This is a genomic window from Ruegeria sp. YTSC325, assembly GCF_059609525.1.
Window position 1 is genome coordinate 1 of record NZ_JBXWLY010000028.1, and the last position, 12142, is coordinate 12142.

The following is a 12142-nucleotide window of genomic DNA, read 5'->3' on the forward strand; positions in this document are numbered from 1 at the left end:
ACGATGAATTCATCGATGTCACCTATGTCCAAATCCAAGCATGAGCAACCGAACGACGGTTAACGTGACAACACCCAATACACTATTCATTTTTGAATGAATGCTATACTTAAGCGGCAATTTCCCGTCAAAAAAGAATATGCATCATGGTGTAGATGATCCGTCAGCGGGTTGAGCAACCATAGGTGGAAAGAGGAGGACCACCAATGGTGTTGCGGATGCAGCGGACACCCGACGCTACACAGGCCGGGTTGTGGCAGGCGACCAATTCCTCCCAAATGATCGCGCAAGCGAAACGAGCATAGCAAGGAATCGTGACAGTATGACACGCCCCATCAGCCTGGAATACAACGGCGAGGTTGCCGTCATTCAATCCGACAATCCGCCCATGAATCCTTTGTCGCATGCGGTTCGGTCCGGGCTGCAGGACGCCTTTTTACAAGTGATGTCAGAGGGTAAGGCACGGGCGATTGTTCTGATCTGCGAGGGCCGCAGTTTCTTTGCCGGCGCCGACATCCGGGAATTCGGCGGCCCGATGCTAGAGCCGGTTTTGCCAGATCTGATCAATCAGATCGAATCCTGTCCGATCCCTGTTGTGTCGGCGATTCACGGCACAGCGCTGGGTGGCGGCCTCGAAGTGGCGATGGGCACGCATTACCGCGTGGCGGCTGACTCGGCCCGGTTGGGTTTGCCCGAAGTTAGTTTGGGGGTTTTACCCGGCGCAGGCGGCACGCAACGCCTGCCGCGTTTGGTGCCGATGGATGAGGCGCTGGCTTTTGCGCAGGCTTTGATCCGCGACGGGAAATGTCCCCGACCCACCAGCGTAAATGACTGCGATCAGATGAATGAGAACCGGTTTGCGGCTCTGTGCGGCAAGGTGCGAAAATCGGCGCGCGGAGCGGTTGCGCCATTAAAATGCCTTGAGGCGCTTGAGGCCGCCATGCTGTTGCCCTTCGATGAAGGTCTGGCGAAAGAACGGGCGCTGTTTTTGGATCTTGTGCAAAGCGATCAGCGCGCGGCCTTGACCCATGCATTCTTTTCCGAACGGCAGGTGGGCAAGCTTCCGGAAATCAAAGGGGTCAGCCCCAGGGACATTGCCACTGTCGGGGTTGTTGGTGGCGGCACGATGGGGGCGGGCATCACTGTATGCTCTCTTTTGTCCGGCCTTGACGTGACACTGATCGAACGCGACGCCGAGTTCGTTGATCGGGCAACCTCGACCGTTTCAAAGCTGCTGATGGGAGCCGTGAAGCGTGGCAAGCTCAGCCAGCAGGCCTGTGACTCGATCCTGTCCGGCAGCTTCCGCACCTCGACCGACTATACGGATCTGGCGCAGGCTGATCTGGTGATCGAAGCCGTGTTTGAAAGCATGGAGGTCAAGAAAGAGATTTTTGGCACGCTGGATCAGGTCTGCCGTCCGGGCGCGATTTTGGCATCGAACACCTCATATCTGGATCTGAACGCGATTGCGCAGATGACAGGCCGGCCTGCTGATGTGATCGGGTTGCATTTCTTCTCACCCGCCCATGTGATGCGACTGCTCGAAGTTGTGGTGGGTGATGCCACGGCCCCGGATGTGACGGCGACGGGCTTTGCGCTGGCCAAAAAGCTGGGCAAGATCGCGGTGCGCGCGGGGGTCTGCGACGGGTTCATCGGCAACCGCATTCTGTCGCAGTATCAAAAGGCGAACAACGCGACGGTTCTGGCCGGGGCCAGCCCGTTTGACGTCGACGCGGCGCTGACCGGGTTTGGTCTGGCGATGGGGCCTTTTGCCGTGGGCGATTTGGCCGGGCTGGATATCGGCTGGGCCAACCGCAAACGTCTGGCCCCCACGCGCAACCCCGGAGAGGTCTATCCCGAATTCGCCGACCGCCTGTGCGAGATGGGCTGCTTTGGTCGCAAGACGAGCCGGGGGTTTTACATCTATGACGATGCAGCGCCCAATGGCCGCCCCGACCCCGAGGTTGAAGAGATCATCGCCGAAGAGCGCGCGGAAAAGGGCATTGCTCCACGTGCGATCGACGCGTCAGAGATCGTGGACCGCTATATGGCAGCGATGGTGAATGAGGCCGCGCGGATTGTCGAAGAAGGCATCGCGCTGCGGCCGCTGGACGTGGATGTGACCTTGCTAAACGGCTACGGCTTTCCACGCTGGCGCGGTGGGCCAATGCAGTATGCCGACACCGTTGGTATTTCCAAAATCCTGTCTGATATTAACCGCTTTGCCGATGACGACCCGCATTTCTGGCAGGCGGCCCCATTACTAGAACGTCTGGCGCAAGAGGATCGTTCCTTCGCTAGCCTGAACACCCAAGGAGAGTAGCCGATGAAACACGCTGTCATCGTATCCACCGCCCGCACTGGGCTTGCCAAGTCTTATCGCGGGGCGTTCAACGAAACGCACGGCGCGACCATGGGCGGCCATGTCATCGAACATGCGGTCAAACGCGCCGGTATCGACGGGGCCATGGTCGAAGACGTATTCATGGGCTGTGGCTATCCCGAAGGCTGGACCGGGGCCAATATCGGGCGCCAGTCCGTGCTGCGCTCAGGGTTGCCAGTGACGACCTCGGCCAGCACCGTGAACAGGTTCTGTTCCTCGGGCCTGCAAACGGTCGCCATGGCCGCTCATGCCATCGTGATGGAGGGGGCCCCGGCCGCGATTGGTGCCGGTGTTGAAAGCATCAGCCAGATGCCTCCGACCCGCCCGCCGCAATCGCGCGAGGCGTGGCTGGAGGCGCATAAGCCCGACGTCTACATGGCGATGATCGAAACGGCGGATGTGGTCGCCAAACGCTATGGTATCAGCCGCGAGGCGCAGGACGAACTGGCGCTGGAAAGTCAGCAACGCACGGCTGCGGCGCAGGCCGCCGGCAAGCTGGATGACGAGATCGTTCCGATCACCGTCACGCAGGCGTTCAAGGACAAGGAAACCGGCAAGGTGACCCGCAAAGATGTGACTTTTGCGATGGATGACTGCAACCGCCCCAACACCACGCTTGAGGGCCTGTCCAGCTTGGCCCCGGTGCGCGGCGACGGGCAGTTTGTCACCGCAGGCAATGCAAGCCAGCTGTCGGATGGGGCGGCGGCACTGGTCCTGATGGACAGCGATGTTGCAGCCCGCGAAGGGGTGGAGCCTCTGGGCGCGTTCAAGGGGTTTGTGGTTGCGGGATGTGAGCCAGACGAGATGGGGATCGGCCCGGTCTTTGCGGTACCGCGCCTGCTGGAGCGTCATGGGCTCAAGGTCTCGGATATCGACCTTTGGGAGTTGAACGAAGCCTTCGCCAGCCAGGCACTGTATTGCCGGGACCGGTTGGAGATTGATCCGGCGATCTGCAACGTCAATGGTGGTTCGATCTCGATCGGGCACCCCTTTGGCATGACCGGGGCGCGCATGACGGGCCACCTGCTGATCGAGGGCAAGCGCCGTGGCGCAAAGCTGGGCATTGTGACCATGTGCATCGGCGGCGGCATGGGTGCCGCGGGCCTGTTCGAGATCTTCTAACAAAGGCGCTGCAATGGATCTGACTTACAGCACCAAAGACGAGGCTTTTCGCGCCGAAATCCGCGCCTGGCTGAAAGATACCCTGCCCAAAGACCTGTCCGAAAAGGTACGTCTGGGCAAACGCCTTAGCAAAGCTGACATTGAACTGTGGCACAGCTTGTTGAACGCGCGGGGGTGGCTGGCGCCAAACTGGCCACGTGCCTATGGCGGATGTGAATGGAACGCCGTGCAGCGGCATATCTTTGAAGAGGAATGTTGTCTGGCCCATGCGCCGCGCAACCTGCCTTTTGGTCTGAGTATGCTGGCCCCGGTGCTGCTGGCCTTTGGGTCCGAGGCGCAGCGTCAGCGTTTCTTGCCGCGTATTCTGGATGGTCAGGATTGGTGGTGCCAGGGCTATTCCGAACCGGGAGCGGGGTCGGATCTGGCGGCGGTCAAGACACGGGCTGTGCGGGAGGACGATCACTATGTGGTCAACGGACAAAAGACCTGGACCACGCTGGGCCAGCACGCCAACTGGATTTTCTGTCTGGTGCGCACCGACCCCGATGCCATAAAGCAAGAAGGGATTTCCTTTCTGCTGATCGACATGAACACGCCGGGCGTCACTGTCCGTCCGATTGTTCTGATCGACGGCGAGGCCGAGGTGAATGAGGTGTTCTTCGACGATGTCCGCGTGCCCGTCGAGAACCTTGTGGGCGAGGAAAACAAGGGCTGGACCTATGCCAAATACCTGCTGACCCATGAACGCACCAATATCGCAGGCGTCGGGTTTTCGAATGCCGCGCTGGCGACGTTGAAAAAAGTGGCCGGTCAGGTGCAGTCAGGCGGGCGGCCGCTGGCCGAGACGCCGTTGTTCGCGGCGCGTATGGCGCAGGTTGAAATCGACCTGATGGCGATGGCCATGACCAATCTGCGGATGGTGTCAGAGGCGGCCAGCGGCAAGGCACCGGGGGCCGAAAGCTCGATGCTCAAGATCAAGGGGACGGTGATCCGGCAAGAGCTGACCTCGTTGCTGCGCCGCGCCATCGGACCTGACGCGCAGCCATTTCAGAGCGATTTCCTGAACGGCGGCCACAACGCCGAAGAACTTGGCCCGGAACACGCCGCCGGGGCGGGGCCGAACTATCTGAACATGCGCAAATTGTCGATCTTTGGTGGCTCGAACGAGGTGCAGCGCACGATCATCACCAAGTCGATCCTGGAACTGTAACGGAGCCCGTCAGATGGATTTCAATCATACCGAAGAACGGGTCATGCTGCGCGACACGCTGCAGCGGTTTCTGGGGGACAGCTATACGCACGACCATCGTCGCGCGGTGATCGCCTTGGAGCGGGCCTATGATGAAACGGTTTTCAGCGCACTGGCCGAACTGGGCGTTCTGGGGGCCTTGTTCACTGAAGAGCAGGGCGGTTTTGGGGGCCACGGGTTTGACCTGTCCGTGGTGTTCGAGGAACTGGGCCGCGCAGGTGTGATCGAGCCGCTGCTGTCCGCCCTTCTGTCGGGCAGCATATTGGCGGGGATGGGCCGTGACGAACTGGTGGCAGAGATCATCACGGGCGAGCAGATCATCGCTCTGGCCCATGGTGAGACGGACGCGCGCTATGACCTGAACCATGTCGCGACCACCGCGCAGGCGCAGGGCGACGAACGGGTGCTGACCGGGACCAAGACCAATGTGCTGTTTGGCGCGCAGGCCGGACATCTGATCGTCAGCGCCCGCGAAAGCGGCGATGTCCGGGACGAGGCCGGGATATCCCTGTTTCTGGTCCCGATTGACGCTGAGCGTCTGACAGTGGTCGATCACCCTAATCTGGACGGCACCTTGGGCGCGACCGTGACGCTGCAGCAGGTGCGTCTGGACTCCGCCGCGCGCCTGGGGCAGGCAGGTGCAGGTATTGAGGTTATCGAGGCTGCGGTGGCCCGCGCCCTGACCGCGCTGAGCGCCGAGGCGCTTGGTGCAATGGAGGCTGCCCGCGATCTGACGGTTGCCTATCTGAAAGAGCGCAAGCAATTCGGTGTTCCGATTGGCAAGTTTCAGGCCCTCCAGCGCCGAATGGCCGATATGCTGATCGAGATCGAGCAGGTCCGCTCGGGCGTCATTCTGGCTGCCGGTCATCTGGACGGGCCCCGCCCCGAGCGGGAACGCCATGTCAGCGCCTCCAAGAACCTGGTGGGACGGGTGGCAGCCCTGGTCGCGGAAGAGTGCATTCAGATGCATGGCGGGATCGGGATGACGGACGAATATGCTCTGTCACACTATGCGCGTCGGCTGACCATGATCGACCATCAGTTCGGCGACGTGGACCATCACCTGATGCGGTTCACCGCGTTCGGAGCGGAACAATCATGGCGGATACCGAATTGAAACGCTGGCCGCTGAAACTGGCGCAAACGCTGGGGTATTCAGTGGGGTTTAGCCGCGAAACCCAACAGGCCTTTTGCGTGTTGGAGATGGGTGATCTGCACCGGAACCCACGCGGGTCCATTCATGGGGGCATAACGGCAACGATGCTGGACACGGTTGGAGGGTTAACGGCCAGCCTGTCGGAAAACCCAGACTCGGTGATGCCTGCTCTGACCATGACGCTGACGATCAACTACGTGTCCGCAGTGGCCTCGGGGCGGTTGCGCGCTGTGGGGCGGGTGACGGGTGGCGGCCGTAAGACCAAGTTCGTCGATTGCGAATTGCGCGACGAGGCGGACGCGCTGATTGCGACTTCGACCGGTGTGTTCAAACTATTGCCCGACCAGCGGGCCGGAGGAGGCAAATGACTGATAATGTCAAAACCGAGCGGCGGGGCCATGCGCTGATCATCTGGAACTGCAACGCCGCTATGCGCAACGCGCTGACGCCTGCCTATTATGACGGGGTGATTTCCGGGGTGCAGGAGGCCGCCGCTGATGATGGCGTCGCGGCAATCGTTCTGGCCGGTGAGGGTGATTTCTTTTGCGCCGGGGGTGACCTGAACGCGCTGCAGGAACGTCGCGCCCTGACCTATGAACAACGGCAGGACAAGATCGACAAGCTAGGCGATGTTATTCGCAGCCTGCGCACCAGTCCAAAGCCCGTTGTCGCCGCGGTTGAAGGCGGCGCAGCGGGGGCGGGTGTTTCCATTGCAATGGCCTGCGACATGATCGTGGCGGCCGAGCAGGCGAAGTTCACACTGGCTTATGTTCGCGCCGGGCTGGTGCCCGACGGGGCCGTCACCTATGCGCTCAGCCGGGCTCTGCCCCGTGCCACGCTGGCGCGTATGGCGATGATGGCCGAGCCGCTCGGGGCCAGCCGACTGCTGGATCTGGGCGTGATCACCGAAACCACCCCCGCGGGCGAAGCGCTGGCGCGCGCCTGCGCGCTGGCCGATCGCTTGTATCAGTTTCCCCCGCAGGCACTGGCCGAGATCAAGCAGTTGCTGAATGCCGCCGAGTCCTCGGATTTCGAAAGCCACCTGACACGCGAGCGGGACGCCATGGCGCAGGCTCTTGGCGGGGATGAGGCCCTGACCGGCATCACCGCGTTTCTGAACAAAAAAGCCCCGATTTTCCGCGAAGGAGATTGAAATTGGCCCAGACTGCCACCCGACCAAAAATGTTTGATACCCCAGTGACCCGCACCTACGGCACCAGACTGCCCGTGGTCGCCGGTGGCCTGCAATGGCTGGCCAATGCCGACTATGTCTCTGCGGCGGGCAAGGCGGGGATCCTCTCGTTCATCACAGCCGCCTCGTTCCCCGAGACCGGCGATCTGCGCTCGGAGATCCGCCGATGCCGCGACATGTGCGAAGGCGCGCCGTTTGGGGTCAACGTTTCGATGATCCCGAAGCTGGTGCCAGGTGAAAAGACCGAAGACATCTTTCGCCTGATCGCCGACGAAGGCGTGCGGTTTGTCGAAACATCCGGGCGCAGCCCCGAGGCATTCATGCCGATCCTCAAGGATGCGGGGATTGTCACCCTGCACAAGGTGCCGTCGCTGCGCTATGCGGTTAAGGCGGAACAGGTGGGCGTCGACATGGTCTCGATCGTGGGGGCGGAATGCGGCGGGCATCCGGGCCTGGATATGGTCGGCAGCATGGTCAATGCCGGTCTGGCGGGCGAACGCCTGACGATCCCGTGGCTGGTGGGCGGTGGGTTCGGCCACGGCAAACAGGTGACTGCGGCGCTGGCGATGGGCGCCTCGGGTGTGGTCATGGGCACGCGTTTTCTGGTGGCCGAAGAGTTGCAGGCCCATCCCGGTTACAAGCAGGCGCTGATCGACGCGTCCGAACTGGATACGGCCCTGACCATGCAATCGGTGCGCAACACCGTGCGCAGTCTGCGTAACGAAACCACCGCCATCGTGTCGCAGCTGGAGCGTGACAATCCCGACATCGGTATCGGCGGCCTGATGGAACATGTCGCGGGCAAGATCGGTCGGAAGGCCTATGAAACGGGGGACGTGTCGCGTGGGATTTTGTCGGCGGGCCATGCGTTGGGATTTGTCGACCGGGTCGAGCCTTTTGCAGCCATCGTTGACCGGCTTGAGGCCGAAGCCCTTGGCGCGTTGTCGCATCTGGGTGCGGTTGCCTGAGCACGCGCATCCAGCATTCACATGTGAATAGTAAGAATATGAATTTGGGCGTTACTACCTGATTTTGAATTTAACTATAGTCAAGTTCAAGACAGGACTGACGGAGGGAGGAAGGCGATGCCTTCAGCGGAAAATCAAAAGCCGGTCGCCTTGGCAATCGGGGCGGGGGACGGGATCGGGGCGGCGTTTGCGCGCCGGTTTGCCCGGGCCGGGTATCGCGTGGTCATCGCGCGACGGGATGCAGAGAAATCCGCCGCGCTGGTGGCCGAGCTGGCCGCCGAAGGGCATGAGTTGCACGCCTTTTCGCTGGATGCGCGAGACGAAGATCAGGTTGTGGGCTTTTTCGACAAGGTCGAGGCCGAGATGGGCCCGATCGAGGTGGCACTTTACAATGCCGGATCGAACTCGCCCTTTCCGTTTCTGGAAACCAAATCCACCATGTTCCGCAAAATTTGGGAACTGGCCTGTTTCGGCGGTTTCCTGACCATGCGCGAGGCCGCCTCTCGCATGGTGCCGCGCGGCAAGGGGACGATCCGCCGCCATCAGGATCGGCACGAGATCTACGGTCAGGCCCCGGTCGCAGTCGATGTGGCGCGCGCATATTTCCTGCGGATGGCGCAGAAAGCCGCGCGACAGGTCATGACCGGCGCGCCTTATCTGCTGGGTGAGACATTCACTCTGGCCGATATCTTGCTTGTCACCTGCCTGCGGTTTGCCGATCGCATGGGGGTCAAGCGTCCGGCCGAATTCGACGACTATTTCCAAAGACTGACAGGCAGACCCGCCTTTCAGGCAGCTATGAAAGCGAACCACACATGACCGATGAGATGCAGAAGACCGGCCCCTTTGCCGGTATCAAGATTGTCGACGTGACCGCTGTGATCTCGGGGCCGTGTTCAACCGGTATCCTTGGCGATCAGGGGGCGGATGTGATCAAGGGGGAACCCCCCACAGGCGACATCATGCGCGCCCGGGGCAAGGTGGCGGGGTTCACCCCGGCCTTTGTATCGTGCAATCGGGGTAAGCGGTCGGTTGCGCTGGGACTACAAAAAGCGGGTCTATGATCCGGTGGTGCAGGCCCTGTCGGGGCTGGCCGATATGCAATCTGATCCTTTGACCGGTCGGCCCAAGATGATCCGTTCAGTCGTGGTGGACAAGATCACCGCCGTCTATGCCGCTCAGGCTGTTTCGGCCGCGCTTTACAGCCGGTCGGTGACGGGGCAGGGGCAGCATGTGGAAGTCTCGATGCTGGATGCGACACGAATTTCAACTGGTTGACGGCATGGCGCCCGTGGCCGTTGTCGGCAAGGAAGAGGATGCTTCCAACACGCCCCATGACATGATCTTTCCCACCTCGGACGGCTTTGTCACGGTCGGGGCAATCTCGGGCAAGGAATGGGTGGGTCTGTGCAAGGCGATGGACCGCCCTGACCTGATCAAAGACCCACGATTTGCCACCCCCAGCCAGCGCGAAATCAACCGTCAGGAACGGCTGGAACTGATCGAAGAGGTCGTTTCGACCTGTGCGACGGCCGAACTGCTTGCCTCGCTCGAATGGCATGATGTGCCCTGCGCGCCCGTGTTGCGCCGACATCAGCTGTTCGACGATCCTCAGGTGTTGCACAATGAGGTGGTCGAAGTGGTCGATCAGCAAGGTCTTGGCCCCGTCCGTCAGGCGTGTGGTGCGGCAAAGTTCTCCAACCATGTGCCGCGTCCGATCACGCAGGCTCCGGCCCTGGGCGAACATACCGAAGCGGTCCTGCAAGAGTTGGGTTTTAGCATGGCGGAACGTGCAAAGGCTGAATAACCTGCACGGAACATTGCGGCAAAAAGGAAAGCCTCGTGAAGCGCATTCATGACATCCTGTTGAACGGCGCACCGGACGCGGTTGCGATTGTCGATCATGACGGCACTGTGTTTACCTATGGCGCGTTGCAGGCGATGATCAAGGACGCCGCTGCGGGTTTGACCCGGCATGGGGTGCGGGGCGGCGATCGGGTCCTCGTGCTGGCCGAAAACAGCGTGACCTTTCTGGTCGCCGTTATGGCGCTGAGCCGGCTGGACGCCTGGACAGTTCTGGTCAACGCGCGGCTGACCGCGGCCGAGGTTGATCGCCTGATCGACCTGTCCGAGGCACGGTGCACGGTGTTCACACCCGAAGCCTCTCCGGCCTCGGCGGGCCATGCCCGGCGAATGGGGGCCACTCAGGTGGCCACGCTGGATTGCGGCGCGTTCATGTTGTCGCCTCTGCGCGACGTGCAGATCGAGACGGTTCAGGCGGGTTCGGATCAGACGGCGGTTCTGATTTATACCAGCGGCACGGTGGGTGAACCCAAGGGCGTGATGCTGACCCATGGCAACCTGTGTTTCATGTCTCAGGTCTCGGGCGATATGCGGCGGATCACGCCGCAGGACGTGACGCTGGCGGTGGTGCCCGGAACCCATATCTTTGGTCTGACCTCGGTCTTTCTGGCGGCACTGGCCAAGGGCTCTGGCCTGATTGCAATGCCGCGGTTTGAAGTCGCGCCGGTGTTGGATGCGATCCGGTCGGGTGTGACCATCCTGCCCGCTGTGCCACAGATTTTCGCCGCCCTGATGGCTGAGCTGGGGCATGATCCGGCCCGGATTACCCCCAACAGGCTGCGCTTTATCTATGCCGGAGGTGCGCCGCTGGACCTGAGCCTCAAGCATGAGGTCGAGGCCCTGTTCGGCCAGCCGCTGCACAATGGCTATGGGCTGACCGAAGCCTCGCCCGGCGTTGCCGCGACCCGACTGGATTATGTGCGCAACGACAGTTCCATCGGTCTGCCTGTTCCGGGGGTCGAGGTCCGCATTCATGCACCCGACGATCAGGGAGTCGGCGAATTGCAGCTGCGCGGCCCAAACGTGATGAAGGGTTATTTCCGCAATCCCAAAGCCACCGAACAGGCGATGACGGCGGATGGGTTCCTGCGGTCGGGCGATCTGGCGCGGCAGGATGCCGATGGGGCGTTGCATATCGCGGGACGGTCAAAAGAGCTGATCATCCGTTCGGGGTTCAACGTCTACCCACCCGAGGTCGAGGCGGTGCTGACCGCCCATCCCGCCGTCACGCTCAGCGCGGTGGTGGGGCGCAAAGTGGACCGCAACGAAGAGGTTCTGGCCTTTGTCGTCGCCCGCGCGCCTGTGACCGAACAGGAACTGCGCGCCTGGGTGCGCGACCGTATGGCGGCCTACAAGGTGCCCTCGCGGATTGGGATTGTCGCGGCTTTGCCGCAGGCCGCAACCGGCAAGATTCAGAAGAACAAACTGCTGACCGACCCGGCCTATGCGCTGGACTGATCCTGCTTCCCGGGCGTACCGGTAGCTCAGACTGGGGACAAGTTGCGAAGTTATTTCAAGCCGATCCGCGATCTTGCACCGGGCGCGGCTCACCGAGCACACAAAGGGTTGGACAACCGGATCGAAGGATCACACAGACCCACTCGAAAGTGTGAAAAGCTCAGGGGGCGCTTCAAGTCGCCAAAACAGGCGCCAAGGTTTCTTGCCACCCACGACCAGTTCAACACCGTTTTTCGACCTCGCCGCTATCAACTCTCCATCGTCTCATTCCGTCACGCCAGAACCGAAGCTTTCGGCCTCTGGGAGGTTATATTGCCGAAATGAACGTCTGGCAGGAACCGGCCCCACCCCTCTCAATCACGCGCAAAAAAGCTGGCAACGCCGTCCTGACCCTAGTTAGTTACTCCCATTCGTTGTCTGTAATACTCATGGTTTTTAAGCGCGAAGTCAGAGTAGTTGGCTTCATTCCCAAAAGTGCGGCTGCTCCGTTTGCTCCGGAAACCTGACCACGAGTTTCGCGTAGTGCAGAAACTAAATTTTCGCGGATCAGGTCCTGCATCTGCGCTTCGGTACGTACAGTGGGGTTCGACGCGGTTTCGAAGGTCTGGCCGGCAAGTTCGATCACCATTTTTGCATCCTGCGATACGATGGCGGCACGCTCCATCACGTTGTGGGGTGTTGTCACGTTAACTTCCGACCCACCAAGGAATGCTGATGCCCGGACTTCAAGCAGCTCGAGTGGCGGCATTCC

12 protein-coding genes and 2 pseudogenes are annotated in these 12142 nt (G+C 61.2%); 13 read left to right on the plus strand and 1 reads right to left on the minus strand.

Annotation, left to right across the window (positions count from 1 at the left end; genetic code table 11):
- The first annotated feature begins 322 nt into the window (after window positions 1–322).
- From AC2FF7_RS21905 to AC2FF7_RS21965, 13 genes and pseudogenes are all read left to right on the plus strand, one after another.
- Window positions 323–2323, plus strand: a complete 2001-nt coding sequence (locus AC2FF7_RS21905; protein WP_496906337.1) for an FAD-dependent oxidoreductase — start codon at window positions 323–325, stop codon at window positions 2321–2323.
- A 3-nt stretch (window positions 2324–2326) separates the two neighbouring features.
- The gene (locus tag AC2FF7_RS21910) at window positions 2327–3505 is read left to right on the plus strand and encodes an acetyl-CoA C-acyltransferase (RefSeq protein ID WP_496906338.1); all 1179 of its coding nucleotides are present in this window, start codon (window positions 2327–2329) and stop codon (window positions 3503–3505) included.
- Window positions 3506–3518: 13 nt separating this feature from the next.
- The gene (locus AC2FF7_RS21915; RefSeq protein WP_496906339.1) at window positions 3519–4715 is read left to right on the plus strand and encodes an acyl-CoA dehydrogenase family protein; all 1197 of its coding nucleotides are present in this window, start codon (window positions 3519–3521) and stop codon (window positions 4713–4715) included.
- A 13-nt stretch (window positions 4716–4728) separates the two neighbouring features.
- Entirely contained in the window at window positions 4729–5871 is a 1143-nt protein-coding gene (locus AC2FF7_RS21920) for an acyl-CoA dehydrogenase family protein (RefSeq protein ID WP_496906340.1), read from the plus strand.
- A complete protein-coding gene (locus AC2FF7_RS21925; RefSeq protein WP_480870185.1) occupies window positions 5853–6278 on the plus strand; it encodes a PaaI family thioesterase in 426 nt (141 codons plus the stop codon). Before AC2FF7_RS21920 ends, AC2FF7_RS21925 begins: the two co-directional genes overlap by 19 nt.
- Window positions 6275–7063, plus strand: coding sequence for an oxepin-CoA hydrolase, alternative type (locus tag AC2FF7_RS21930; protein ID WP_170754374.1), 789 nt, complete (start codon window positions 6275–6277; stop codon window positions 7061–7063). Before AC2FF7_RS21925 ends, AC2FF7_RS21930 begins: the two co-directional genes overlap by 4 nt.
- Before the next feature lie 2 nt (window positions 7064–7065).
- Window positions 7066–8070: an NAD(P)H-dependent flavin oxidoreductase gene (locus AC2FF7_RS21935; protein ID WP_234899483.1), complete on the plus strand. Its 1005-nt coding sequence runs from the start codon at window positions 7066–7068 to the stop codon at window positions 8068–8070.
- 117 nt (window positions 8071–8187) lie between these two features.
- Window positions 8188–8889: an SDR family NAD(P)-dependent oxidoreductase gene (locus AC2FF7_RS21940; RefSeq protein WP_496906341.1), complete on the plus strand. Its 702-nt coding sequence runs from the start codon at window positions 8188–8190 to the stop codon at window positions 8887–8889.
- Window positions 8886–9134, plus strand: coding sequence for a CoA transferase (locus AC2FF7_RS21945; protein ID WP_480870174.1), 249 nt, complete (start codon window positions 8886–8888; stop codon window positions 9132–9134). Before AC2FF7_RS21940 ends, AC2FF7_RS21945 begins: the two co-directional genes overlap by 4 nt.
- Window positions 9103–9348 (plus strand): CoA transferase, encoded by a 246-nt coding sequence (locus tag AC2FF7_RS21950; RefSeq protein WP_480870171.1) that lies wholly within the window; start codon window positions 9103–9105, stop codon window positions 9346–9348. The genes AC2FF7_RS21945 and AC2FF7_RS21950 overlap by 32 nt, the downstream gene beginning before the upstream one ends.
- Window positions 9323–9877 (plus strand): CoA transferase, encoded by a 555-nt coding sequence (locus tag AC2FF7_RS21955; protein WP_480870168.1) that lies wholly within the window; start codon window positions 9323–9325, stop codon window positions 9875–9877. The genes AC2FF7_RS21950 and AC2FF7_RS21955 overlap by 26 nt, the downstream gene beginning before the upstream one ends.
- 35 nt (window positions 9878–9912) lie before the next feature.
- A complete protein-coding gene (locus AC2FF7_RS21960; protein ID WP_496906342.1) occupies window positions 9913–11391 on the plus strand; it encodes a class I adenylate-forming enzyme family protein in 1479 nt (492 codons plus the stop codon).
- A gap of 33 nt (window positions 11392–11424) precedes the next feature.
- Window positions 11425–11720 (plus strand): annotated as a pseudogene (locus tag AC2FF7_RS21965) (DDE-type integrase/transposase/recombinase); the annotation flags it as partial.
- A gap of 71 nt (window positions 11721–11791) precedes the next feature.
- Here the strand turns inward: AC2FF7_RS21965 and AC2FF7_RS21970 are convergent.
- Window positions 11792–12142, minus strand: a pseudogene (locus tag AC2FF7_RS21970) (hypothetical protein); the annotation flags it as partial.